The following is a 25887-nucleotide window of genomic DNA, read 5'->3' on the forward strand; positions in this document are numbered from 1 at the left end:
GGGCAGGTGGAAAATTCATGCAGACCGTATTGATTGTCGTTCATCTCATGATCGTGCTGGCGCTTGTCGGCGTTGTTCTGATCCAGCGTTCCGAAGGCGGCGGCCTTGGCGTCGGCGGCGGCTCCGGCTTCATGTCGGCGCGCGGCACAGCCAATGCGCTGACCCGCACCACGGCGATCCTCGCGACGCTGTTCTTCATCACGTCGCTGGGCCTTGGCCTTCTCGCCCGCTACGAATCGAAGCCTACCGACATTCTCGACCGCATCCCGGCCGGCACGGCCGCTCCGGGCGGCAACGTGCTCGACCAGCTTCCGGGTGCCGCTCCGGCGACCACGCCGGCGCCTGCCGCCAACGGTGCAGCCGCGCCTGCTGGCAACGGTGCAGCCGCACCGGCACCGGCCGCACCCAAGGCCGATCCGAACGCCGTTCCCACCGGCAACTGATCGCCTGACTTCTCATCGCTCCGGCGGGCTCTCGGGTCCGCCGGTTTTCTTTTGTGCATATTCCGCCCCGCTTAACAAAAAAGTGGGCAAAGGCCGATTTTGGGCTGGCGGAATCGAATCTGAAACGGTATCCGGTGAAGCCCATGGCGCGATATGTATTCATCACTGGCGGCGTGGTTTCCTCTCTTGGCAAAGGAATTGCGGCCGCGGCACTCGGAGCTTTGCTGCAGGCGCGGGGTTACCGCGTTCGACTGCGCAAACTGGACCCCTATCTCAACGTCGATCCCGGCACGATGAGCCCGACCCAGCATGGGGAAGTGTTTGTTACCGACGATGGCGCCGAGACGGACCTCGACCTCGGTCACTACGAACGCTTCACGGGGCGTTCGGCCACCAAAACCGACAACATCACCACCGGTCGGATCTACAAGAACATCATCGACAAGGAACGCCGCGGCGACTATCTCGGCGCAACCGTCCAGGTCATCCCGCACGTCACCAATGAGATCAAGGATTTCGTGGTCGAAGGCAACGAAGACTATGATTTCGTCATCTGCGAGATCGGCGGGACGGTGGGCGACATCGAGGCCATGCCGTTCATGGAGGCGATCCGCCAGCTCGGCAACGACCTGCCACGCGGCACCGCCGTTTACGTCCACCTGACCCTGATGCCCTATATCCCGGCGGCCGGCGAGCTGAAGACGAAGCCGACGCAGCACTCGGTCAAGGAACTGCAGGCGCTCGGCATCCATCCCGACATCCTGCTGGTGCGCGCCGACCGTGAGATCCCGGAAGCCGAACGCCGCAAGCTGTCGCTGTTCTGCAATGTGCGGGCGTCCGCCGTCATCCAGGCGCTCGACGTCGCCAATATCTACGACGTTCCTATGGCCTATCACAAGGAAGGCCTCGATTCGGAAGTCCTCGCCGCCTTCGGCATCGAGCCGGCGCCAAAGCCCCGTCTCGACCAGTGGGAAGAGGTCTGCAACCGCATCCGCACGCCGGAAGGCGAGGTGACCATTGCCATCGTCGGCAAGTACACGGGCCTCAAGGACGCCTACAAGTCGCTGATCGAGGCGCTCTATCACGGCGGCATCGCCAATCGGGTGAAGGTCAAGCTCGAATGGATCGAGTCGGAAGTCTTCGAAAAGGAAGACCCGGCGCCCTATCTCGAAAAGGTCAACGGCATCCTGGTTCCCGGCGGTTTCGGCGAGCGCGGCTCGGAAGGCAAGATCCACGCCGCCCAGTTCGCCCGCGAACACAAGGTGCCTTATTTCGGCATCTGCTTCGGAATGCAGATGGCTGTCGTCGAGGCGGCCCGCCATCTCGCCGGCATCGAAAAGGCCTCGTCGACCGAATTCGGCAAGACCGAGGAACCGGTCGTCGGCCTGATGACCGAGTGGATGAAGGGCAATCAGCTGGAAAAGCGCGCCGCTTCCGGCGACCTCGGCGGCACGATGCGTCTCGGCGCCTACAAGGCGGCGTTGAAGAAGGGCACCAAGATCGCCGAGATCTACGGCTCGACGGAAATCTCCGAGCGCCACCGCCACCGCTATGAGGTCAATGTCGACTATAAGGACCGCCTCGAAGCCTGCGGCCTGGTCTTCTCCGGCATGTCCCCGGACGGATTGCTGCCGGAAACCGTCGAATATCCGGACCATCCTTGGTTCATCGGCGTCCAATACCATCCGGAACTGAAGTCACGTCCGCTCGAGCCGCATCCCCTGTTCGCCAGCTTCATCGAAGCTGCCGTGGAGCAGAGCCGGCTGGTCTGAGGCCAAGAGCGTTCTTCTACTATGCGAGCCCGGCGGAAACGCCGGGTTTCGTCGTTATGGGATGGGAGCGCCCGTTACATTCGAGACAAGGAACGGTCCGCCGCTGTGCCGCCGTCATTGGATCATTCTTTCGCCACGCGCGTTGACCAAGCTCCGCTCCTGCGTCGGCCAAGCGGCCCGGGCGGACAAAGTGAATGCGAAAAGGAATTCAGCGATGAAGAAGACAATCACCATGGCGATCGCCGCTCTGCCCGTGCTGGCCTCTGCCGGCATGGCCGTATCCGCCGACACGGTCACGGCGCGCGACCCCGTTCCGACCTATCAGGAGACCGACCGGGTGGGCGGCGTCAAGATCGGTTATCTGACGTGCGATGTCGCCGGCGGCGTCGGTTACGTTCTGGGTTCGGCCAAGCAGGCGGAATGCGTCTTTTCCTCGGCCATGGGCGGTGAAGCGCTCGACCGCTATTCCGGCACGATCCGCAAGATGGGCGTCGACGTCGGCTTCACCACGCGCTCGAAGCTGGTCTGGGCGGTGTTTGCCCCGACCGCCGGCTATCATCATGGCTCGCTCGGCGGCCTCTATCAGGGTGCGAGCGCGGAAGCGACGCTCGGCGCCGGCATCGGCGCCAATATCCTCGTCGGCGGCACCGCCGGCTCTATCCACCTGCAGACGGTGAGCGTCACCGGCCAGCTCGGTCTCAACCTTGCCGCCACCGGCACTTCCGTCACGTTGACACCGGAGGGGTGAGCCGCGATCCGCCAAGCGGAGCAATCGATCCAGTGAATCGATTGCAGCGGCGAACGCCCTGAGCTGAAGCGAAGGGCCGGCTTTTCCAGACGGGAAAAGAGCCGCGATCCGCCAAGCAGAGCAATCGATCCAGTGAATCGATTGCAGCGGCGAACGCCCTGAGCTGAAGCGAAGGGCTGGCTTTTCCAGACTGGAATAGAGCCGCGATCCGCCAAGCGGAGCAATCGATCCAGTGAATCGATTGCAGCGGCGAACGCCCTGAGCTGAAGCGAAGGGCCGGCTTTTCCAGACGGGAAAAGAGCCGCGATCCGCCAAGCGGAGCAATCGATCCAGTGAATCGATTGCAGCGGCGAACGCCCTGAGCTGAAGCGAAGGGCTGGCTTTTCCAGACTGGAATAGAGCCGCGATCCGCCAAGCGGAGCAATCGATCCAGTGAATCGATTGTAGCGGCGAAGCCGTGGAACGGCTCAGAAATCAGGATGGCTGGCCTTCGCCGGCCCTTCTGCTGCGAGACCGGAGCGTTCCGATCAGTCCACCATGGGCCGCAGCAACAGCACCGCCGTCTCGGCACCTACCGGCAGTTCCGGTGCATGCGGCGGGCGTACGATCAGGCAGTCGGACCGGGCGAAGATTTTCATCATCGACGAATCCTGCTTGCCGTAGCTCTCCGCGATAAGGGTTCCGTCCGCATCGCGGATCAACCGGGCGCGCAGATAGTCCTGGCGCTTGTCGTTGGGGCTAAGCACAGTCGCGGTCCGCGCCGTCGACAGGCGGGAGAGCGGCGGGCGGCCGGTCAGCTTCGCCAGCAGCGGTTCCATGAACAGCAGGCCGCAAACCATCGACGAAACCGGATTGCCGGGCAGACCGAGCACGCGCATGCCGCCGAGTTCGCCGACCATCAGCGGCTTGCCGGGGCGCATGGCGATCTTCCAGAAGTCGAGACGCATGCCGGCCGCGACCAGTGTCGACTGGACGAGATCGTGATCGCCGACCGAGGCGCCGCCGAGGGTGACGAGGATGTCGGCGCCGCAGGCGCGGGCCTTGTCGACGGCGGCGGTGATCGCTACGCGGTCGTCGCCGACGATGCCGAGATCGATGACCTCGGCGCCGGCCTGGCGGGCCAGCGCCGCGATGCCGAAGGTGTTGGAGCCGATGATCTGGTGCGGGCCGGGCTGCTCGCCGGGCGATACCAGTTCGTCGCCGGTGGCAAGGATCGCCACGCGCGGCCTGGCAAAGACCTCGACGGTCGCATGATTCATCGCCGCGACCAGCATCAGGCGGGAGAAGTCGAGCTGTTCGCCGGCCTTCAGCACGGTCTCGCCCTCGGCGAAATCCTGGCCGCGCGGGCGGATATGCCGGCCGAGCGTCACGGCAAAAGTCGTGCGGATCGCCTGGCCTTCAAGCTTCTCGGCATCCTCCTGGATGAGGATGGCGTCGGCGCCGGCCGGAACCGGCGCGCCGGTGAAGATGCGCACCGTCTCGCCCGGTCCGAGCGTGCCGCCGAAGCCATGGCCCGCGGCCGATGTGCCGATCACCTTGAGGATCGCGCCTGGTGCCGGCGCGTCAGCGGCGCGCAGCGCATAGCCGTCCATCGCCGAGGCGTCGAACGGCGGCTGGGTCAGCCGGGCCTTGATGTCGGCGCTCAAGATGCGGCCGTCGGCTTCGCCAAGGGGCAATATCTCGCTGCGGGCGAGGGGGGCGGTAGCTTTAAGCAGGCGCCGCTGGGCGTCTTCGACGGAAAGCAGCGACATCAAAGGGCCTCCGGATGGCGGAACGTGCCAGACTTGCCGCCGGTCTTCTCGATCAGCCGCACGCCGCCGATCTCCATCGCCTTGTCGACCGCCTTGGCCATGTCGTAGATCGTCAGGCAGGCGACCGAAACGGCGGTCAGCGCCTCCATCTCAACGCCGGTCTTGCCGGTGAGCTTGGCGGTCGCCGTGACGCGCAGGCCGGGCAGGGCCGCGTCTTCCACGATGTCAACTGTGACCTTTGTCAGCATCAGCGGGTGGCAGAGCGGAATGAGGCTCGACGTCTGCTTGGCCGCCATGATGCCGGCGATGCGGGCGGTGGCGATCACGTCGCCCTTCTTGGCGTTGCCCGAGCGGATCACCTCGAGGGTCGCTGGTGCCATCCGCACATGGCCTTCGGCGGTGGCGCTGCGGACCGTCTCCGCCTTGTCGCCGACATCCACCATATGCGCCTCGCCCGAGGCGGTGATGTGGGTAAGGCCTGCCATCAGGCGACCTGTGCAGGGGGCTGGCCGGTGAGCAGCAGGCGGGTCGCGGCGGCAACGTCGGTCTGGCGCATCAGGCTTTCACCGACGAGGAAGGTGGTGATCCCGCAGGCTTCAAGGCGCTTGCAGTCGTCGAAGGTGAAGATGCCGCTCTCGCCGACCAGCAGACGGTCGGCCGGCACCATGGGGGCCAATCGCTCGCTGACGGAGAGGCTGACCTCGAAGGTGCGAAGATTGCGGTTGTTGATGCCGACCATCGGCGAAGCGAGTTTCAGCGCCCTCTCCAGTTCGGCCTCGTCATGCACCTCGATCAGCACGTCCATGCCGAGGCCGAAGGCCTCGTCTTCGAGGCGCCTTGCCTCGTCGTCCGAAAGCGAGGCCATGATCAGCAGGATGCAGTCGGCGCCGTAGGCGCGCGCCTCGTGCACCTGGTAGGGCTCGAACATGAAATCCTTGCGCAACGCCGGAAGGTCGCAAGCGGCGCGGGCCTGGACCAGATAATCGAGCGAACCCTGAAAGCTCGGCCCATCGGTCAGCACGGACAGGCAGGCGGCACCGCCCGCCTCATAGGCGGCCGCCAGCGCCGGCGGGTCGAAGTCCGGACGAATCAGCCCCTTGGAGGGGCTTGCCTTCTTGATCTCGGCGATCAGGCCGAATTCGCCGGCCTTGCGTCGATCCGACAGCGCCCGCAGGAAGCCGCGTGGAGCAGGCTGCTCGGCGGTGCGTGCTTTCAGATCGGCCAGCGAGCGGGCGGCCTTGGCAGCGGCGATCTCCTCGCGCTTGTAGGTTTCGATACGCTTGAGGATGTCCGCCATGGCTCTGTCTCAGTCCCGTGGTGCCTGGTTGGAAACGGCGATCAGTGTTTCGAGCGCCCGAGCGGCCGCGCCGCTGTCGATGGAATGGCTGGCCAGTTCCATGCCTTCGCGAACGGTGTCCGCCTTGCCGGCAACGATCAAGGCGGCGGCGGCGTTGCACAGCGAAACATCGCGATAGGGATTGCGGGCGCCGGACAGGACTTCGCGCAGCGCCGCAGCATTCACCTCGCCATCGCCGCCCCTGATGGCGTCGAGCGGTACGGTCGGAACGCCGAAATCCTCCGGCGTCAGCTCGAAGGTGGTGATGTCCCCATCCTTCAGTGCCGCGACCTGCGTCGGGCCGGTGGTGGTCACCTCGTCGAGACCGCTGCCATGGACGACCCAGGCGCTCTCCATTCCGAGGTCGCGCAAGGCCTCCGCGCCCGGCAGCAACCATTCCGGCGAGTAGACGCCGAACAGCTGGCGCGTGACGCTTGCTGGGCTCGTCAGCGGACCGACGATATTGAAGATGGTGCGGGTGCCGAGCTCGACCCTCGCCGGGCCGACATGGCGCATGGCGGGATGATGGAGCTGCGCGAACATGAAGCCGATGCCGGCTTCGCGAATGCAGCGCGCGATGGTATCCGGATCGATGTCGAGGCGGACGCCGAGGGCAGACAGGCTGTCGGCGGCGCCAGACTTCGAGCTCAAGGCGCGGTTGCCGTGCTTGGCGACCGGCACGCCGGCGCCAGCGACGATCAGCGCGGCGAGCGTCGAGATATTATAGGTATTGGTGCCGTCACCGCCGGTGCCGACGATGTCGATGGCGCCGGCCGGCGCCTCCACCTTGACCATCTTGGAGCGCATGACGGAAACCGCGCCGGCGATCTCGTCGACGGTCTCACCGCGCACCCTGAGCGCCATCAGGAAGCCGCCGATCTGGGCCATGCTGGCTTCGCCCGACATCAGCACCTCAAATGCGCCACTCGCCTCCTCACGGGTGAGGGCCTGACGCGTGGCGACCTTGGCGATGTAGGGCTTCAGACCGGACATGTTTCTTGGCTCCCCCGTGCTTAGCGTACCATGGCCTGTTCGGCGAGCTGCTGGTTGATCGTCACGCCATAGTCGTCCTGCAGGCGATTGACCATCTGGTCGAGAATGTCGTCACCGGCGGCATTGGCGATTTCCGCGATCTGGGCGTCCTCGTTGCCGAGCGCATCGGTCGAAGGCTGGTCCTTCACGTCCGTCACCTTGAGCAGGATCTGGGTCGCCGGGTCTGCACCCGGTGCGCTTGCGACCATGCCGACCGCTCCGCCGAAGGCAGCCGTCACCGCGGCCGGGCCGAGCACAGCGTCTTCCGTCTGGCGACGGATGCCGACCTTGGTCTCGACTGCGATTCCGAGTTCGCCGGCGATCGCGTCCAGCGTCTCGCCCTTGGCCGCACGCTCCTTGAGGCCCTCAGCCTTTGCGCCCAGCGCGATCTTCTGTTGCTCTGACGTCCAGTCGGCCGTCGCCTTTTCCCGGACCTCTTCGATGGTGCGGTCACGCTCGGCGACGATGTCCTTCACCTCGAGCCAGATGAAGCCGTCATTGCCGATGTTGACCGGCAACGCCTCGACGCCGACGTCAGTCTGGAAGACCTCGGCCAGCAGGGCATCACGCTCCGGCAGGTTTGGCACGTCCGCTTCGTTTTCGTCCTTGCCGTTGCGATCCGACGCCTTGACGATGACCGGCTTCAGGTTGAGTTGGGTTGCCGCTTCTTCGAGCGTCGAACCGCCAGCCCGCAGATCCTCGAACTGGTCATGGACGGTGGCAATATCCGCCACCGCTGCCGCTTCCGCCAGCGCCTCGCGGATTTCCTCCCTGACCTCGTCAAGGCTGCGGGTGCGGCCTTCCTTGATGTTGGTCACGCGCAGGATGACCGGGCCGAGCGCGCCATCGACGACATCGGTCGTCGCGCCTTCGGCCGTCACGGCGAAGGCGGCATCCGCGAGCACGGGATCGGGAAGCTTGTCGCGCGAAAACTCGCCGAGCAGCACATCGCTTGCTGTCTTGCCCTGATCTGCGACCAGCTGGTCGAAGCTCATGCCGGACTTCAATTCGGCCAATGCCGCCTCGGCCATTTCGCGTGTTTCGAAGCTCAACTGCTCGATCGTCCGGGTGCCGGCGATTTCGTAAGTCTTCTTGCGGGCCTCATAGTCCTGACGGATCGCCTCGTCGGAAATCGCCGCCTTGTCGGCGATGTCGGAGGGTTCGAGCTTCACATAGGCAAAGCTTCGGTATTCGGGCGCACGGTAGCGGGCCTTGACCGTCTCGAACCAGGCGGCAAGCGTCGCCTCGTCGGGCGCCTTGATCGGATCGATATTGGCGTTTGTCAGCAGCAGATAGCTCACGTCGCGGGTCTGGTTGCGATAGGCTTTCAGCGCATCGACGAGGGTCTTGGGCGCGAGAAAGCCATCCGACGTCGCCTCGACGATCTGGCTGCGCATCGCCACCTTGGAGCGTTCGAGAATGTAGTCGTCTTCCCGCAGGCCGGCATTGCGAAGTCGGGTGGTGAAGAGATTGCGGTCGAACTGACCGGTTTCGCTCTTGAAGGCCGGGTCTTCGGCAATGAGTTGGGCGAGGCGATCCTTGGACAGGCCCAGATTCATGTCCTGCGACAGCTGGTCCAATGCCGCGCCGGCGGCCAGTTGGGCATAGACCTGGCTCGGCACGCCGAGGGCTTTCGCCTGTTCCGTGGTCAATTGCTGGCCGAACCGGCGGCCGAGTTCGGCAAGCTGGCGCTGGTAGGCCAGGCTGAACTCGCTGGCGGAGACCTTCTGGTCGCCGACGCTGATGACGGTGTCCGTTGCCGTGTTGAAGAGCGACGCAGAAATGCCCCAGATCCCGAAGGACGCGACAAGCAAGAGCATCAGCATTTTCGCGACCAGAGTACGGGCGCCTTTTCTCAGAACTTCCAGCATCGGAACTCAATCACCTTATTTCAGCTCTTCGCAGACGGCGAAGCGGTTGATGTTCCTTAGAACAAACCGTGGCGGAAATGAAGGCGTGTTCGGCGAAAAGGCGCCGGCCGACGCACCGGTGGTTCTCAGGGGCCGATCGAGCCCGGTTTACCGCTGGCGGCGGGCGCGCACGAACCGGGCGCGTTCCGATTTTCATATTGTCGCAATAGCATCGGCATCAATATCGGGTACAACAAAATACGAACGACGTTCAGATGGTCGACAAGGCGGGATAGGAATGGCAGCGATGGATAGTGCCACGGGCGAGGTGGGGCTGGGCGTGACCGGACTGACCAGTGTTGAAGCCGGGCGAGCGCTGGAGAGATTTGGCGAAAACCGTCTGCCCGTGCCGGCCAGCCCGTCCTTCCTCAAGGTTCTTGCGCTGCAATTCCTCAGTCCGCTGATCTACATCCTGATGGCCTCGGCAGCCCTGTCGATGCTGATCAGCGAGATCACCGACGCAATCTTCATCGCCGTCGTGCTGATGGTCAATGGCATCGTCGGGGCGATCCAGGAATACTCGGCCGGCAAGTCGGCCGAGGCGCTGCGCGCCCTGGAACAGCCGCATGCGACGGTCATTCGCGACGGCCAGCGCCGGGTCATCGATGCGGCGGGGCTGGTGCCGGATGATCTCGTCATGCTCGAATCCGGCGAACGCGTTCCGGCCGATATCCGCCTGGTCGAGGCCAACGGACTGCAATGCGACGAGGCCGCCCATACCGGCGAATCGCGGGCGGTAGCGAAGGAGGAGGGAGACACGGTCTATGCCGGCACGATCGTGACGCGTGGCCGGGCCCGTGGCCTGGTGTTCGCCACCGGTCGCCAGACGGAGCTCGGCCGGATCGCCGGCGCAATTCAGGAGCGTTCCACCGCCAAGCCGCCGCTGATGATCCGCATGGAGGATTTCACCCGGCTGATCGCCGTTGCGGTCGGTGTGGCCATCGTCTTCCTCATTGCCGTGGGCCTTTGGCGCCAGATGGCGCTTGGCGAATTGCTCACCATGTCGATCGGGCTGGCGGTCAGCGCCATTCCGGAGGGTCTGCCGATCGCGATCACCGTGGCGCTCGCCATCAGCATGCGCCGCATGTCCAAGGTCAATGTGGTGGTTCGCAATCTGCCGGCAGTCGAATCGCTCGGCTCCTGCACGATGATCGCCACCGATAAGACCGGCACGCTGACGCTCAACGAACTGACCGTGACCGATATCCGGCTGCCGGACGGGAGCCATTGGCTGTTCGACACCGGTGTCGATCCGACGGCGGGCGGCATAAGAAACCATGAGGGCGAACGCGACCATCCGAGCCTGGCGGTAAAGCGTCTCTTGCGAGCGGCGACCCTGCCGAACGAGGGCGAACTCGGCCGCACGGATGGCGGCGTGTTCGATCCGATGGGGGATACGGTGGATGTCGCGCTCTTGGCCGCGGCGCACAAGGGTGGGCTCAGCAAGGGCGAGCTCATGGAGAAATACCGCCTGGCGAAGCTCATTCCGTACGAGCCGGAGCTGAAATATGCCGCCTCCTTCCATCTGGACGAGGAGCATCTGCACATCTTCGTCAAGGGTGCGCCGGAAATGCTCGCGACCATGTGCGGCACGATGCAGGTCGGCGACCATGCCGCGCCGCTCGATCACGCGCTGCTGCAGGGCCAAATGGACGAAATGGCGCGGAAGGGGCTGAGGGTACTGGCCTTTGCCGAGGGGCGCATGGCGCATTCGGGAAACGGCGATTACGGCGATCACATGCTCATCGACCTCAGTTTTCTCGGTTTTGCCGGCATGCAGGACCCGATCCGGCCCGAAGTGCCGGCGGCGCTCGCCGCCTGCCGCACGGCCGGCATCGAAGTGGTGGTGATCACCGGCGACGACCCCCGTACCGCAACCGCGATCGCCCGCGAAGCCGGGCTGACCTTCGCGCCCGGCGATGTCGCGACCGGCGAGGAGGTCGCAGCCGCGATCGTTGCAGGCGAACCGGCGCTCGACGACCTCACCCGGCATGTGCGGGTGTTTGCCCGTGTCAAACCCGACCACAAGCTTGCCATCGTTCGCTCGCTGGCCCGCAACGGTCACTACGTGGCGGTGACCGGCGACGGGGTGAACGACGCGCCGGCGCTCAAGCACGCCCATGTTGGCGTCGCCATGGGCCGGGCCGGAACGGATGTGGCCAAGGAGAGCGCCGACATCATCCTCACCGACGACAACTTCGCTTCCATCGTCGCCGGCATCCGCGAGGGCCGGGTCGCCTACAGCAATATCCGCAAGGTGGTCTTCATGCTGGTGTCGACGGGGGCGGCCGAAGTGCTGATCTTCCTGCTGGCGATGATCCTCGGCACGCCGATGCCGCTCACCGCGGTGCAGCTGCTGTGGCTGAACCTGGTGACCAATGGCGTGCAGGACATCGCCCTGGTGACCGAGCCGGCGGAGGGTGACGAGTTGACGCGGCCGGTGCGCAAGCCGGAGGAATCGCTGTTCGACCCCTTGATGATCCGTCGCATCGTGGTCGCGACCCTTTTGATGGGTGTCGGCGGCTTTGCAGTGTTCTACTGGCTGATCTCGACCGGGGTCAGCGAATTTACCGCGCGCAACCTGCTGCTGGTGCTGTTCGTGCTGTTCGAGAACTTCCAGTGCATCAACAGTCGCTCCGAGCGGCGTTCGGTGTTCCGTCAATCGCTCGCCTCCAATCCGTTCCTCCTGGTGGGCATCGTCGGGTCGCAGGCCTTGCATCTCGGGGCGATGTATGTGCCAGGCCTGAACAGCCTCCTCGGGATCACCCCGATTGCACTCGAGGAGTGGCTGCTGCTGGCGGCGCTGGCCTCGGTCCTGCTGCTTGTGAGCGAGGTCGAGAAGATCATCTACCGGCGGCAACTTCTGGCGCGCCCCTGAGCCGGGGTTGTTCGCTCTCGTCGAACGAGGCATGAAAAAAGAAAGGCCGGCGGATCGCGTCCGCCGGCCTTTCCTGTCTTGCGGGGCTTACGGCGCTTAGCGCTGCGAGACCGGTACGTATTCGCGCTGCGGGGCGCCGGTGTAGAGCTGGCGCGGGCGGCCGATGCGCTGCTGAGGGTCCTCGATCATTTCGTTCCACTGGGCGATCCAGCCCACGGTGCGGGCGAGCGCGAAAAGAACGGTGAACATGGTCGTGGGGAAGCCGAGCGCACGCAACGTGATGCCCGAATAGAAGTCGACGTTCGGGTAGAGCTTCTTTTCCTTGAAGTAGGGGTCGTTGAGCGCGATCTTCTCGAGCTCGAGTGCCACCTGCATCAGCGGATCGTCCGAATGGCCGGTCGCTTCCAGCACTTCGTACATGGTCTTCTGCATGATCTTGGCGCGCGGGTCGTAGTTCTTGTAGACGCGGTGGCCAAAGCCCATCAGGCGGAAGGGGTCGTTCTTGTCCTTGGCGCGGGCGATGTATTCCGGAATACGATCGACCGTGCCGATTTCCTGCAGCATGTTGAGGGCCGCCTCGTTGGCGCCGCCATGGGCCGGGCCCCAGAGGCAGGCGATACCGGCCGCGATGCAGGCGAACGGGTTGGCGCCCGACGAGCCGGCGAGACGCACGGTCGAGGTCGAGGCGTTCTGCTCATGGTCGGCATGCAGGATGAAGATGCGGTCCATGGCGCGGGCGAGAACCGGGTTCACCTTGTATTCGTCGCAGGGAACAGCGAAGCACATGCGCAGGAAGTTCGCGGCGTAGTCGAGATCGTTCTTCGGGTAAACGAAGGGCTGGCCGATATGGTACTTGTAGGCCATGGCGGCGATCGTCGGCATCTTGGCGATCATCCGCAGCGAGGCGACCATGCGCTGGTGCGGATCGGTGATGTCGGTCGAGTCGTGATAGAAGGCCGAGAGCGCGCCGACCGTGCCGACCATGACGGCCATCGGATGGGCGTCGCGGCGGAAGCCGGTGAAGAACTTGCTCATCTGCTCATGCACCATGGTGTGGTGCGTGACGCGATAGTCGAAGTCCTTCTTCTGGGCAGCCGTCGGCAGTTCGCCGTAGAGCAGCAGGTAGCAGACTTCGAGGAAGTCGCCCTTTTCGGCGAGTTGTTCGATCGGATAGCCGCGGTGCAGCAGAACGCCTTCGTCGCCGTCGATATAGGTGATCTTGGATTCGCAGGACGCCGTGGAGGTGAAGCCCGGGTCATAGGTAAATGCGCCGGTGTGTTTGTAGAGGGTGCCGATGTCGATGACCTCCGGGCCGATCGTGCCGGCCTTGACGGGCAATTCGACCGTCTTTTCCCCGAGATTCAAAGAAGCGCTTTTGTCCGTCATGCTAATCCTCCGGAATTGGCGGTTAGGCGTCCGAAAGGGCGCCTGGGGTTAAGCGTAGGGATGTAGCTATATGATACGGACGTTAATGCCAAGCTAGCCAAAGGGCAAATTGTGCATTGCAAAAGCGATTATACTGTAAAATCAATTAACCTAAATCGATTGATGAATTCTGGCGGGAAAAAGCTTCCCCTTGCACGCATTGCTTGCTAGCCTGTCGTTCAGGGTGTCGTCCCTTCACTTCGGCGGATGTGTCGCCGGAAGGGGCGGGCAGGGAGCGGGACGTGGCGGTTGTCACCGATCGGGGAGCCGGCTTTAGCGAGGTTGGCGGCGCAGCGTCTCCGGCCCCGGTCGCGCGCGCGCCGCCGGCACCGACGGATCAGGGCCGACACGGCACCGCATCACCTATTCAGCGGATCCGTGAGAAGGTCGCTGACGGCGGAAGACGGTTCCTCACCGCACTGTCGCTCGAGCGGGATCACGGCCACTTCTTTCACTTCGTTCCCGTCCTCCTGGGGGCGGGCGCGGCCTTGTGGTTCGCCTTTGGGCGGCCTCCATCGGCGATGGCCCTGGTTACCCTGTCGGCCATCTTCGCTGGCGCCGGTCGGATTGCAGCTATCCGCGATCGCCCCGGTGCTCATCTGCTCGCCGCCGCCGCGCTGGTTTTTGTCGGCATGCTGCTGGCCGACCTCGAGACGCGGCGGGCGGCGACGACCATCCTCGACAGCGGCGTAACGACGGTCGTGACCGGGGTGGTCGAGCGACGTGAGGCGGGCCCGCGGGGGGAATGGCGCTATCTGGTGCGCGTGACATCTACCGCAGAACCACGGCTGAAGCGTCCGCCCGAGCGGGTCTCGCTCCTGGCGCGAGGCAGCCAAAAGGCGGCTGGTCTCGGAGAGATGCTGACCGGGCGGGCTCGCCTCTCTCCGCCCTCCGGACCGGCGCTGCCCGGGCTCAACGATTTTGCCTTCTCGAGCTATTTCAGCAATATCGGCGCGGTCGGGTTCTTTCTCGGCGCGCCACGCCTTCAGGGCGGGGAGAAGGCGGGCGACAGCGAGACCGGCTGGGCGGCCGGTGAACACGTGCTTTTTTCGCTGCGCGACGGAATATCGACACGCATCCGTGATGTGATCGGCGGCGACCCCGGCGCCTTTGCCGCCTCGATCGTAACCGGGGAGCGGCGCGCCATGTCGCGGGAGGCCACCGAGGCGCTTCGTCTGTCGGGGCTCGCCCATATCACCGCCATTTCGGGTCTCAACATGGCGCTGGCCTCGGGGATATTCTTCGTCGGCCTGCGCATGGCGCTCAGCCTGCTGCCGGGTCTCGCCCAGGCCATTGCGATCAAGAAGATCGCGGCGGGCGGGGCGCTTGTCGCGGCCTTCGCCTACCTCCTCATTTCCGGCTATCAGGTGTCCGCCGTGCGCGCCTTCCTGATGACCGCGATCATGCTGATCGCGGTCTTGTTCGACCGGCCGGCGATCAGCCTGCGCAACCTGTCGCTCGCGGCGATCGTTATCATCGCGCTGACACCCTCGGCGGTGATGGGGCCGAGCTTTCAAATGTCGTTTGCCGCGACCGCGGCCCTGATCGCCGGATATGCGGCATGGCGCCGCCGGCCGCGCGGGAGCGGGCTCAGGCTCTCTTTCCCTGGAGCCAGGCTGCTGGGCGAGGGCGGCAAGCTGATCGGCGGCACATTCCTCACCTCCTTCATCGGCGGCTTGTCGACAGCCATTTTCGCCGTCGCCCATTTCCACCGCATGGCGCCGCACGGTCTTGAGGCCAATCTCGCGGCGATGCCGATCATCTCGATGATGGTCATGCCGGCCGGCCTCATCGCCATGCTGCTGATGCCTTTCGGCCTCGATCCGCCGTTCCTGGCGATTATGGGCCTGGGCCTGGAATGGGTGCTGGTGATCGCGCATGCGGTGGCCGGCTGGGACGAGCCGATCGGCTTTGCCCGGATGCCCCTCTGGTTCCTGCCGACGGCATCGCTTGGCCTGCTGCTCCTGACGCTGCTGCGAACCAGACTGAGACATGCCGGCAGCGCCCTGCTGGCAGTCGTTGTAGCGGTTCTCGTCCTGCGTCCCGTAACGCCGGCTCCCGACATCCTGATTTCGGAAGACGGCCGGCTGGTCGGTTTGCCGGGACCGCAGGAAAGCGTCGCAACCAATCGCGCTCGACCGCCGCGTTTCATCTTCGACCAGTGGCAGGCGGCCCTCAGGCTCAAGACCCATGTCGCACCACAGGAGGTGCAGGCGGCGGCGACCGGGCCGCCCCGAAAGACGCCGCCGCCATCGACTGCCTTGGTGCCCGCTGGTGCGGCGTTGCCCGGCCAGCCTCGCCAGGCTCCCAGCATCGCGCAGAGGCGACAATGGTCGGAGCAGGAGATCCAGGCGACCGGCGCGCTCATGCGCGAGGCCGTCAAGGCGAGTGGGCAGGGACGCTTTCAATGCGCGTCAAAACTGTGGTGCGTGGCGCAGGTCCGCGACGGGTGGACCATCGCCACGGTGGACGAGCCTGCCTTGGTCGGCGGTGCCTGCGACGTGGCCGACATCGTCATATCGGCGCGGCGGGTGGGTTTTTCGTCCTGCCGCTCGGGCGCCCGCCTTTTCACCGCCGAAACACTGCGTCGCAGCGGCGCCGTCGAAATCCATCTCGGCCGACGCGATGCCGGAGAAATGGCGCTGGCCACATCCTTCGAGGGACCGGCGCGGGCCTGGTCGATCCACCGCCGCTACGACTGGCGCAGCGGCAGTTTCCTCAGCGAAACCGCTGAGGAAACTGCGGGTCCGGCAATCTTTGAGCCGACGGCTCCCGAAAGGGCGGATATCGAGGCTATCAGTGGTAGCGGCGGATGAGGCCGACCAGTTTGCCCTGAATCTTCACTCGGTCGGGGCCAAAGATGCGCGTCTCGTAGGCCGGGTTCGCGGCTTCCAGCGCGATCGATGCGCCGCGCCGGCGGAAACGCTTCAGCGTTGCCTCCTCGTCGTCGACCAGGGCGACGATGATATCGCCGGGATTGGCGTTGGAGGCGTTGCGGATGATGACCGTGTCGCCGTCCAGGATACCGGCCTCGATCATCGAATCGCCCTTGACTTCGAGCGCGTAATGCTCGCCGGACCCCAGCATTTCGGCCGGAACGGTGATGTCGTGGGTGTTGTTCTGGATCGCCGAAATCGGCACGCCCGCCGCGATGCGCCCCATGACGGGAACACTAACCGAATTCGAGGCCTCCTCGACGGCTTTTGGTGCAACGGCGGGCGACTTGCCGAGGCTGCCTTCGATGACACTCGGCGAAAAGCCGCGGCGCGGCTGCAAGCTGGACGTATAGGCTTCCGGAAGCTTGATCACTTCGAGCGCCCGGGCCCGGTTCGGCAGGCGCCGGATGAAGCCCCGCTCTTCGAGCGCAGTGATCAGCCGGTGGATGCCCGACTTGGAGGCGAGGTCGAGCGCATCCTTCATTTCGTCGAAGGAGGGCGGGACGCCCGATTCCTTCATCCGCTCGTGGATGAACAGAAGCAGTTCCTGTTGCTTGCGCGTCAGCATGTTGCGGTGCCTCAATTGGTGAAACAAATACGGAACATACACTATATGTTCCAGTTGTGTTCCGCAAGTGCCTAAGATTCCGTGAGGTGTGCGGTGCGAAATGTTGAATTGGGCGGCTCCGGTCTTCCGTTGGGTGGCGGAAAAGGGGGGAGATCGGGAAGGGTGGCCGCAGGCTCATCGTCCATCCGTGCTGCGCCCCCGTTGGATGCCCCTTGCCATTTGCTCGCCGTGAGGCAGAATGCCTGCGGCGCGTGACACGGTGATATTCTCGCGGCCGTAGGACCGCTTTCGGGCGGGATCGCTATGCGGGGTTCCTGCGAGGCCCCGCCGCGCCACCCCTTTTCGAGAGGGATCGGATCGCTGCCCGACTTGCCAAGGTCGCGCAAATGCCTCAAACCTCGGCGCGTACAGGCGCGGCCGAGAAGAGGTACAAGAATGTCCGAATTGACCATCCCGCGGGGTCTCGACCACCTCGTCCTTCCCGTCCAGTCGCTCGAGGCGGCGCGAGAGCGCCTGACGACAATGGGCTTCACCGTCGCGCCCGATGCCCTCCATCCGTTCGGGACGGAGAATGCCTGTGTGTTCTTCGTCGACGACACCTATCTGGAGCCGCTGGCAATCGCCAGTCGCGAGGATTGCGAGGCGGCAGCCAAAACCGGCAATGTTTTCGTCGCGCGCGACCAGGCGTTCCGGTTCCGCAATGGCGCGGAAGGGCTGTCAGCGATCGTCGTCAAGACCGACGATGCCGAGGCCGACCACCGGCGCTTCGTCGCCGAGGGTTTTTCCGGCGGTCCGATGCTGCCCTTCGGGCGCATGTTCAAGATGGCGGACGGGTCCGAGGTTATAGGTGGCTTCAATCTCGCCTTTGCCGCCGACCTGCGGGCGCCGGACTTCTTCCTGTTTGCCTGCGAGCGGGTTAATCCGCTGCCGGCCGATCGTGGTGCCCTGGCGCGGCACGAGAACGGCGCGCTCGGGCTTTCGACCGTGGTGCTCGGCGAGGAAAATCCGAGCGATTTCCAGTACCTGCTGGAAGAGGTGTTCGAACAACGCGCGGTCGAGGCCCATTCCTTCGGCCTTTCGCTGCAATCAGCCAATGTCACTGTCGAGGTGCTGACACCGGCCGGGCTGTCCGGCTATTTCGGACTTGATACCGAAGATTGCGGACGTGGGCTCAAGGGCCGGCTGATCATCGTCAAGGTTGCCGATATCGGCGTGACAGAGCGGCTTCTCGCTGCTAAGGGCATCGCATTCAGCCGCCGCGGCGCGCGCCTGGTTGTTCCGCATGAGGTCGGGCAGGGCGTGCCCTTTGTATTCGAGGAAGTTCGATGAGCAATCCGACAAATTCCGAAGTCGTCGTCGGCGAAGGAGCCGCCAAGGTCGTCTTCTCCAACTCCAAGCGCTTTTCGCTGATCGCCGGTCCCTGCCAGATGGAAAGCCGCGACCATGCCTTCATGATCGCCGGCAAGCTTTCGGAGATCTGCCGCGAATTGGGGATCGGCCTCGTCTATAAGTCGTCCTACGACAAGGCAAACCGCACCTCGCTTTCCGCCGAGCGCGGCATCGGCCTGGAAAAGGCGATGGAGGTCTTCGCCGATCTGAAGAAGGAATACGGCTTCCCGGTGCTGACCGACGTGCACACTGAAGAGCACTGCCGCCTGGTCGCGCCGACCGTCGACGTCCTGCAGATCCCGGCCTTCCTGTGCCGCCAGACCGATCTTCTGGTGGCCGCGGCCCAGACCGGCCGCGTGATCAACGTCAAGAAGGGCCAGTTTCTCGCCCCCTGGGACATGAAGAACGTGCTGAACAAGATCAATGGCAGCGGCAATCCGAACGTGCTTCTGTGCGAGCGTGGCGCGTCTTTCGGCTACAACACGCTGGTGTCCGACATGCGTTCTCTGCCGATCATGGCGGCCATGGGGGCGCCGGTGGTGTTCGACGCCACCCATTCGGTGCAGCAGCCGGGCGGCCAGGGTGTCTCGTCGGGCGGCCAGCGCGAGTTCGTCGAGACGCTGGCGCGCGCCGCCGTCGCCGTCGGGGTCGCCGGCCTGTTCATCGAGACTCACCAGGATCCGGACAATGCCCCGTCGGACGGCCCGAACATGGTGCCGATCGGCCAGATGAAGCGCCTGCTGGAAAAGCTGCTGGCCTTCGACGCGATCGCCAAGGCTGCCTGACCTCGATTGAGCGACTATCATTGATGCGGACGCCGGCCTTTGGGCCGGCGTTTTGCGTCGGTGCGGCTCTCGAACTTGCCTTTCGGCTTCTGTCATGTCGCTGCCATTGTATTTTCCGCATCATCGATTAAGACAGGCCATCCTCAATCCGACCCATTAGCAGGGAGGCTCCCATGACTGCCATCACCGACATCATCGGCCGCGAAATTCTCGACAGCCGCGGCAATCCGACCATCGAGGTCGATGTCTATCTCGAAGACGGCAGCATGGGCCGTGCAGCCGTTCCGTCGGGCGCCTCGACCGGCGCGCATGAAGCCGTCGAACTGCGTGACGGCGGCAGCCGCTATCTCGGCAAGGGCGTTGAAAAGGCCGTCGAGGCCGTCAACACCGAGATCTTCGACGCGATCGGCGGGCTCGAAGCCGAGAACCAGATCCAGATCGACAATCTGATGATCGAGCTGGACGGCACCGCGAACAAGTCGCGTCTCGGTGCCAATGCCATTCTGGGCGTGTCGCTCGCCATCGCCAAGGCGGCTGCCGAAGCCACCGGCCTGCCGCTCTATCGCTATGTCGGCGGTCCCAACGCCCATCTCCTGCCCGTGCCGATGATGAACATCATCAATGGCGGCGCGCATGCCGACAATCCGATCGACTTCCAGGAATTCATGATCATGCCGGTCGGCACCGACAACATGCGCGACGCCGTGCGCATGGGCTCGGAAGTCTTCCACACGCTGAAGAAGGAACTGGCGGCCCAGGGCCACAACACCAATGTCGGCGACGAAGGCGGTTTCGCACCGGGCCTGAAGAGCGCGCCGGAGGCCCTCGATTTCATCATGAAGTCGATCGAGAAGGCTGGTTACCGTCCGGGTGAGGACATCTACCTCGCGCTCGACTGCGCCTCGACCGAGTTCTTCAAGGACGGCAAGTACGTGATGGAAGGCGAGGGCCGCACGCTCGAGCCGGAAGCCATGGCCGACTATCTCGCCGAACTGGCCGCCAAGTATCCGATCATCTCGATCGAGGACGGCATGGCCGAGGACGACTGGGACGGCTGGAAGGCGCTGACCGACAAGATCGGCAATTCCTGCCAGCTGGTCGGAGACGACCTGTTCGTCACCAACTCGTCCCGCCTGCGCGACGGAATCAAGATGGGTGTGGCCAATTCCATCCTCGTCAAGGTCAACCAGATCGGCTCGTTGACGGAAACGCTCGACGCCGTCGAAACGGCGCACAAGGCTGGCTATACGGCCGTCATGTCGCATCGTTCGGGTGAAACCGAGGATTCGACGATCGCCGACCTTTCGGTCGCCACCAATTGCGGACAGATCAAGACCGGCTCCCTGTCGCGCTCGGATCGTCTGGCAAAATACAACCAGCTGATCCGCATCGAGGAAATGCTCGGTCCTCAGGCCCGCTACGCAGGCACGTCAATCCTGCGCGCCTGATCGCATAAAGTCAGCTTCAGCCAGGCCGCGTCCTCACAAGGGCGCGGCTTTTTCTTTGCTCCAGCCGTTACGGTCAACGATCGGTTAAGCTCTGGCCGATATTTTGAAATCATAGTTTTGCGTTTCAGGGCACGAGCGGCATGTGGACCAGGCACCATAAGAAGAAAAAGATCGGTCGTCTCATCCTGCCCGCCGTCACCATCGCCTTTCTGTCCTATTTCGGCTATCATTCCATCCATGGCGTTTACGGCTTGCGTGCCAGCCAGGAATTTGAACGGCAGCGGACAGTCCGCAGTGCCGAACTGGCCGAACTGGTTGCCCATCGCCAGCAGTTGGAGCGGCAGGTGGAATTGCTCAGCGATGGCTCGCTCGAGAGAGACATGATGGATGAGAAGGCGCGATATCAACTTAACATGTCGCGGCCGGACGAGATTGTCATTTTTGACGACTACCTTGATTAACTGAAATCCAGTTAATTTAAAATTCAATCGTTAAATCATGAGCTTAGGCGGAATGTGTGCCATGCATTTATGGCATTGCCGAGCAGGCTGTTCTTGCCTATTCTACTGTCCAACAAAGATCCGAGATAAGCCCAGGGAGGGATGAATGGCGCCGCGAAAAGCCGCGACTGCTGCCGGTCGCAAGACCACTGCCAAGCCAGCCAAGAAGGATTTCACCGAGGGGGCGATCGCCGAGTTCGATCGCGAAGCCGAGCTCAAGTCCTATCGGGAAATGCTGCTGATCCGGCGTTTCGAGGAAAAGGCCGGGCAGCTCTACGGCATGGGCTTCATCGGCGGCTTCTGTCACCTCTACATCGGCCAGGAAGCTGTCGTCGTCGGCATGCAGATGGCGCTGAAGGATGGCGACCAGGTCATCACCGGCTATCGTGACCACGGCCACATGCTGGCCTGCGGCATGAGTGCGCGCGGCGTCATGGCCGAGCTTACCGGGCGTCGCGGCGGCTTGTCGAAGGGCAAGGGCGGCTCGATGCACATGTTCTCCAAGGAGAAGAACTTCTACGGCGGCCACGGTATCGTCGGCGCCCAGGTTTCGCTCGGCACGGGTTTGGCGTTTGCCAACCGTTACCGTGACAATGGTCAGATCTCGGTTGCCTATTTCGGTGATGGTGCTGCCAACCAGGGCCAGGTCTACGAGAGCTTCAACATGGCCGAACTGTGGAAGCTGCCGGTCATCTACGTGATCGAGAACAACCGCTACGCCATGGGCACCGCGGTGTCGCGCGCCTCGGCGCAGACGAACTTCGCCCAGCGCGGCGTGGCCTTCAATATTCCGGGCCTGCAGGTCGACGGCATGGATGTGCGCGCGGTCAAGGCGGCCGCCGACCAGGCCGCTGAATACTGCCGCTCCGGCAAGGGTCCGGTCATCCTCGAGATGATGACCTACCGCTATCGCGGCCACTCCATGTCCGACCCGGCCAAGTACCGTTCCAAGGATGAAGTGCAGAAGATGCGCTCCGAACATGACCCGATCGAACAGGTGCGCGCGCGCCTGCTCGAAAAGGGCTGGGCGAGCGAGGAGGAGCTGAAGGCGATCGACAAGGATGTGCGCGACATCGTCGCCGACAGTGCCGATTTCGCCCAGGCCGATCCGGAGCCGGATGTATCCGAGCTCTACACCGACATCCTGCTGTAATCGGGGAGGGAACCCATGCCGATCGAAATTCTCATGCCCGCCCTCTCTCCGACGATGGAGGAAGGCACGCTCTCCAAATGGATCAAGAAGGAAGGCGACGCCGTCAAGTCCGGCGACGTGATCGCCGAGATCGAGACCGACAAGGCGACCATGGAGGTGGAAGCCGTCGATGAAGGTGTGCTCGGCAAGCTGCTGATCGCCGCCGGCACCGAAGGCGTCAAGGTCAATACGCCGATCGCCATCCTGTTGCAGGACGGCGAAAGCGCCTCGGATGTCGCCGCCCCCAAGGCGGCGCCTGCGGAAGCTGCTCCGGCTCCGGCCGCAGTTGCCCCGGCTCCTGCTGCGTCGGCCCCGGTTCCGGCCGCACCGGTTGCCGCCATCGCCGCCGATCCGGACGTTCCGGCCGGCACGGAAATGGTGACGATGACGGTGCGTGAAGCGCTGCGCGAGGCCATGGCCGAGGAAATGCGCGCCAATCCGGACGTCTTCATCATGGGTGAGGAAGTCGCCGAATATCAGGGCGCCTACAAGATCACCCAAGGCCTGCTGCAGGAATTCGGCGCCAAGCGCGTCGTCGACACGCCGATCACCGAGCACGGCTTTGCCGGCGTCGGCGTCGGTGCGGCCATGGCCGGCCTGCGGCCGATCGTCGAGTTCATGACCTTCAACTTCGCCATGCAGGCGATCGACCAGATCATCAACTCGGCCGCCAAGACGCTTTACATGTCGGGCGGCCAGATGGGCGCGCCGATCGTGTTCCGCGGCCCGAACGGGGCAGCCGCCCGCGTCGGCGCCCAGCACAGCCAGGATTATGCCGCCTGGTACAGCCATATCCCCGGTCTCAAGGTCATCCAGCCCTATACGGCGGCCGACGCCAAGGGCCTGTTGAAGGCGGCGATCCGCGATCCGAACCCGGTCATCTTCCTGGAGAACGAGATCCTCTACGGTCATTCGTTCGAGGTGCCGAAACTGGATGACTTCGTCCTGCCGATCGGCAAGGCCCGGGTCCACAAGGTGGGTAAGGACGCCACCATCGTCTCCTTCGGTATCGGCATGACCTATGCGGTCAAGGCGGCCGAGGAACTGGCCAAGGACGGCATCGACGTCGAAATCATCGACCTTCGCACCATTCGCCCGATGGACCTGCCGACCGTCATCGAATCGGTGAAGAAGACCGGCCGCCTGGTGACCGTCGAGGAAGGCTATCCGCAGTCGTCCGTCGGCACCGAAATCGCCACCCGCGTCATGCAGCAGGCCTTCGACTATCTCGATGCGCCGATCCTGACGATCGCCGGCAAGGACGTGCCCATGCCTTACGCCGCCAATCTCGAAAAGCTCGCTCTGCCGAATGTCGGCGAAGTGGTCGAGGCGGTCAAAACCGTCTGCTACAAGTAACGGGAGGGTCAGCAAATGCCGATCAACATTACGATGCCGGCACTCTCCCCGACCATGGAAGAGGGCAATCTGTCCAAGTGGCTGGTCAAGGAAGGCGACAAGGTCAAGTCCGGCGACGTGATCGCCGAGATCGAGACCGACAAGGCGACGATGGAAGTCGAAGCCGTCGATGAAGGCACGGTCGCCAAGCTCGTCGTCCCGGCCGGCACGGAAGGGGTCAAGGTCAATGCCCTGATCGCCATTCTCGCGGCTGACGGCGAAGACGTCGCGGCCGCCGCGGCCGGCGGCGGTTCTGCCGCACCGGCCAAGGCCGAGGCTGCGCCGGCCAAGACGGAAGCGGCACCTGCCGTCTCTGCACCGATCACCGACAAGACACCGGCGCCTTCGACGCCGGCACCCGTCGCCAAGTCCGGCGAACGCGTGTTCGCCTCGCCGCTCGCCCGTCGGCTCGCCAAGGAAGCCGGCGTCGAATTGTCCGCCGTGTCGGGTTCCGGTCCGCATGGCCGCGTCGTCAAGAGCGATGTCGAGAAGGCGGTTGCCGGCGGTGGCGCCAAGGCTGCGCCTGCCGCATCGACCGCCGCAGCGCCGGCTGCTGCCGCACCGGTCCTGGCCAAGGGGGCTTCGGAAGAGGCCGTGCTCAAGCTGTTCGAGCCGGGTTCCTACGAACTCGTGCCGCATGACGGCATGCGCAAGACCATCGCCAAGCGGCTGGTCGAGTCGAAGCAGACGATCCCGCATTTCTACGTCACCGTCGATTGCGAGCTCGATGCGTTGCTGGCGCTGCGCGCCCAGCTCAACGACGCTGCCCCCCGCAAGGAAGGCGCGCCGGCCTACAAGCTTTCGGTCAACGACATGATCATCAAGGCGATGGCCATGGCGCTCATGGAAGTGCCGGATGCCAACGTCTCCTGGACCGAGACCAACATGGTCAAGCACAAACACGCCGATGTCGGCGTCGCCGTGTCGATCCCGGGCGGCCTGATCACGCCGATCATTCGGCATGCGGAGCTGAAGACGCTTTCGGCGATCTCCAACGAGATGAAGGACCTGGGCAAGCGCGCCAAGGACCGCAAGCTGAAGCCGGAAGAATACCAGGGCGGCACCACCTCGGTGTCCAACATGGGCATGATGGGCGTCAAGCAGTTCGCCGCCGTCATCAACCCGCCGCATGCGACGATCCTCGCGGTCGGCGCCGGCGAACAGCGCGTGGTGGTGAGACAAGGCGAGATGAAGATTGCCAATGTCATGTCGGTGACGCTCTCGACCGACCATCGCTGCGTCGACGGCGCGCTCGGGGCCGAGCTGCTCGGCGCCTTCAAGCGCTACATCGAGAACCCGATGGGCATGCTCGTCTAAGGGCGGAGGCGGACGGCGATGAAATCCGTGCTCTGCTACGGCGATAGCCTGACCTGGGGATATGATCCGCGAACGGTCGGCCGGCACGCGTTGGCCGACCGCTGGCCGAGCGTGCTCGGTGCGGCGCTCGGGCCTCAGGTTAACGTGATCGCCGAAGGCCTGAACGGACGCACGACCGCCTATGACGACCATCTCGCCGATGCCGAGCGCAACGGCGTGAAGCTCTTGCCGAGCGTCCTGGAGAGCCACAAGCCGCTGGACCTGGTCATCCTGCTGCTCGGCACCAACGACATGAAGCGCGGCATTGCCGGCACGGCGATCGGCGCCACCAAGGGCATCGACCGGCTGGTCAAGCTGATCCGGCACCACGACTGGGGTTTTGGCTTCGAGGTGCCGGAGATCCTGATCGTCGCGCCGCCGGCGATCTGCGAAACGGCGAATGCGCCGTTCGCGGCGATGTTCCGCGGGGCGATCGACGAATCGGCAATGCTGGCGAGCTTCTACCGGGACCTCGCGGACGAGACGGGTTGCGGCTTCTTCGATGCCGGTTCGGTTGCGCAGACCAGCCCGCTCGACGGAATCCATCTCGACGCCGACAACACGAGGGCGATCGGGCGAGGGCTCGAGCCGGTGGTGCGCATGCTGCTGGGGATTTGACCGAATACCCGGCGAAAGTTGATCAAGATCAAGGGAGTGGCGTTTTCGGGTGAATAGGCTACAGGTATCGACCGACACAAGAGGAGATACCGAATGTCGAATACCCCGCACGAAATCCACGACGAGTTTCCGGAATATGCGGACAAGATGCATGCGCTCAAGGTGAGCGACGAGCATTTTGCCAAGTTGCTCGAGGATTACCGCGACGTGAACCGCGCCATCCACCGCTCGGAAACCCAAGTGGAGCCCGTCGGTGACGTCGAGGAAGAAACGATGCGCAAGAAGCGCATGGTTCTGAAGGATGAAATCTACGGGATGCTGACCAAGGCCTGATCCGGTCCGTCTTCATCCCCCGGAAGGGCTCCGCCTCAAAGGTGGAGCCCACCCGCCAAAGAGGAGATGAAG

General features: G+C 64.1%; 21 protein-coding genes. 14 read left to right on the forward strand and 7 right to left on the reverse strand.

What is annotated here, in order from left to right:
* The first annotated feature begins 17 nt into the window (after positions 1-17).
* From secG to RHIZ70P_RS05460, 3 genes are all read left to right on the forward strand, one after another.
* On the forward strand, positions 18-443 hold the full coding sequence (secG, locus tag RHIZ70P_RS05450; RefSeq protein WP_115669364.1) for a preprotein translocase subunit SecG: 426 nt from the start codon (positions 18-20) through the stop codon (positions 441-443).
* Between the two features lie 143 nt (positions 444-586).
* Positions 587-2215, forward strand: coding sequence for a CTP synthase (locus RHIZ70P_RS05455; protein ID WP_115669365.1), 1629 nt, complete (start codon positions 587-589; stop codon positions 2213-2215).
* A gap of 214 nt (positions 2216-2429) precedes the next feature.
* The gene (locus RHIZ70P_RS05460; RefSeq protein ID WP_115669366.1) at positions 2430-2963 is read left to right on the forward strand and encodes a DUF992 domain-containing protein; all 534 of its coding nucleotides are present in this window, start codon (positions 2430-2432) and stop codon (positions 2961-2963) included.
* A gap of 527 nt (positions 2964-3490) precedes the next feature.
* On the opposite strand, the gene glp is transcribed toward RHIZ70P_RS05460, so the two are convergent.
* From glp to RHIZ70P_RS05485, 5 genes are read right to left on the reverse strand one after another with little or no spacing between them, the layout of a single operon-like run.
* On the reverse strand, positions 3491-4714 hold the full coding sequence (gene glp, locus RHIZ70P_RS05465; protein WP_115669367.1) for a gephyrin-like molybdotransferase Glp: 1224 nt from the start codon (positions 4712-4714) through the stop codon (positions 3491-3493).
* Positions 4714-5199, reverse strand: a complete 486-nt coding sequence (moaC, locus tag RHIZ70P_RS05470) for a cyclic pyranopterin monophosphate synthase MoaC (RefSeq protein WP_115669368.1) — start codon at positions 5197-5199, stop codon at positions 4714-4716. The genes glp and moaC overlap by 1 nt, the downstream gene beginning before the upstream one ends.
* Positions 5199-6011, reverse strand: coding sequence for an indole-3-glycerol phosphate synthase TrpC (gene trpC / locus RHIZ70P_RS05475; protein WP_115669369.1), 813 nt, complete (start codon positions 6009-6011; stop codon positions 5199-5201). The genes moaC and trpC overlap by 1 nt, the downstream gene beginning before the upstream one ends.
* Positions 6012-6020: 9 nt before the next feature.
* Positions 6021-7043: an anthranilate phosphoribosyltransferase gene (trpD, locus tag RHIZ70P_RS05480; protein WP_115669370.1), complete on the reverse strand. Its 1023-nt coding sequence runs from the start codon at positions 7041-7043 to the stop codon at positions 6021-6023.
* Positions 7044-7063: 20 nt separating this feature from the next.
* Positions 7064-8953: a peptidylprolyl isomerase gene (locus tag RHIZ70P_RS05485; protein WP_115669371.1), complete on the reverse strand. Its 1890-nt coding sequence runs from the start codon at positions 8951-8953 to the stop codon at positions 7064-7066.
* A 286-nt stretch (positions 8954-9239) separates the two neighbouring features.
* Between RHIZ70P_RS05485 and RHIZ70P_RS05490 the strand changes: the two genes are divergently transcribed.
* On the forward strand, positions 9240-11870 hold the full coding sequence (locus tag RHIZ70P_RS05490) for a cation-translocating P-type ATPase (protein ID WP_235842152.1): 2631 nt from the start codon (positions 9240-9242) through the stop codon (positions 11868-11870).
* A gap of 96 nt (positions 11871-11966) precedes the next feature.
* Here RHIZ70P_RS05490 and gltA read toward each other — a convergent pair whose 3' ends face one another.
* Complete coding sequence (gltA, locus tag RHIZ70P_RS05495) at positions 11967-13256, reverse strand: citrate synthase (protein WP_115669373.1); 1290 nt, start codon at positions 13254-13256, stop codon at positions 11967-11969.
* Between the two features lie 281 nt (positions 13257-13537).
* Between gltA and RHIZ70P_RS05500 the strand changes: the two genes are divergently transcribed.
* Positions 13538-16111 (forward strand): ComEC/Rec2 family competence protein, encoded by a 2574-nt coding sequence (locus RHIZ70P_RS05500; protein WP_115669374.1) that lies wholly within the window; start codon positions 13538-13540, stop codon positions 16109-16111.
* Here RHIZ70P_RS05500 and lexA read toward each other — a convergent pair.
* Complete coding sequence (lexA, locus tag RHIZ70P_RS05505) at positions 16092-16799, reverse strand: transcriptional repressor LexA (protein ID WP_115669375.1); 708 nt, start codon at positions 16797-16799, stop codon at positions 16092-16094. The genes RHIZ70P_RS05500 and lexA overlap by 20 nt on opposite strands.
* A 435-nt stretch (positions 16800-17234) precedes the next feature.
* Between lexA and RHIZ70P_RS05510 the strand changes: the two genes are divergently transcribed.
* The 9 genes from RHIZ70P_RS05510 to RHIZ70P_RS05550 all read left to right on the forward strand — a co-directional run bounded on the left by RHIZ70P_RS05510 (position 17235) and on the right by RHIZ70P_RS05550 (position 25815).
* A complete protein-coding gene (locus RHIZ70P_RS05510; RefSeq protein ID WP_115669376.1) occupies positions 17235-18128 on the forward strand; it encodes a VOC family protein in 894 nt (297 codons plus the stop codon).
* A complete protein-coding gene (gene kdsA, locus RHIZ70P_RS05515; protein ID WP_115669377.1) occupies positions 18125-18973 on the forward strand; it encodes a 3-deoxy-8-phosphooctulonate synthase in 849 nt (282 codons plus the stop codon). The genes RHIZ70P_RS05510 and kdsA overlap by 4 nt, the downstream gene beginning before the upstream one ends.
* Positions 18974-19146: 173 nt before the next feature.
* Positions 19147-20421, forward strand: a complete 1275-nt coding sequence (gene eno / locus RHIZ70P_RS05520) for a phosphopyruvate hydratase (protein ID WP_115669378.1) — start codon at positions 19147-19149, stop codon at positions 20419-20421.
* Positions 20422-20561: 140 nt separating this feature from the next.
* Positions 20562-20882 (forward strand): FtsB family cell division protein, encoded by a 321-nt coding sequence (locus tag RHIZ70P_RS05525; protein WP_115669379.1) that lies wholly within the window; start codon positions 20562-20564, stop codon positions 20880-20882.
* A gap of 145 nt (positions 20883-21027) precedes the next feature.
* Positions 21028-22074 carry a pyruvate dehydrogenase (acetyl-transferring) E1 component subunit alpha gene (gene pdhA, locus RHIZ70P_RS05530; protein WP_115669380.1) on the forward strand — a complete coding sequence of 349 codons (1047 nt, stop codon included), beginning with the start codon at positions 21028-21030 and terminating at the stop codon, positions 22072-22074.
* Between the two features lie 15 nt (positions 22075-22089).
* Entirely contained in the window at positions 22090-23469 is a 1380-nt protein-coding gene (locus RHIZ70P_RS05535) for a pyruvate dehydrogenase complex E1 component subunit beta (protein WP_115669381.1), read from the forward strand.
* Positions 23470-23484: 15 nt separating this feature from the next.
* Positions 23485-24825, forward strand: a complete 1341-nt coding sequence (locus RHIZ70P_RS05540) for a pyruvate dehydrogenase complex dihydrolipoamide acetyltransferase (protein WP_115669382.1) — start codon at positions 23485-23487, stop codon at positions 24823-24825.
* A gap of 18 nt (positions 24826-24843) precedes the next feature.
* A complete protein-coding gene (locus tag RHIZ70P_RS05545) occupies positions 24844-25482 on the forward strand; it encodes an SGNH/GDSL hydrolase family protein (RefSeq protein ID WP_115669383.1) in 639 nt (212 codons plus the stop codon).
* A 93-nt stretch (positions 25483-25575) separates the two neighbouring features.
* A complete protein-coding gene (locus RHIZ70P_RS05550; protein ID WP_115669384.1) occupies positions 25576-25815 on the forward strand; it encodes a YdcH family protein in 240 nt (79 codons plus the stop codon).
* Positions 25816-25887: the final 72 nt, after the last annotated feature.

Origin of the sequence: Paenirhizobium selenitireducens ATCC BAA-1503, from assembly GCF_900492185.1 — a bacterium.
Classification (GTDB): domain Bacteria; phylum Pseudomonadota; class Alphaproteobacteria; order Rhizobiales; family Rhizobiaceae; genus Allorhizobium; species Allorhizobium selenitireducens_A.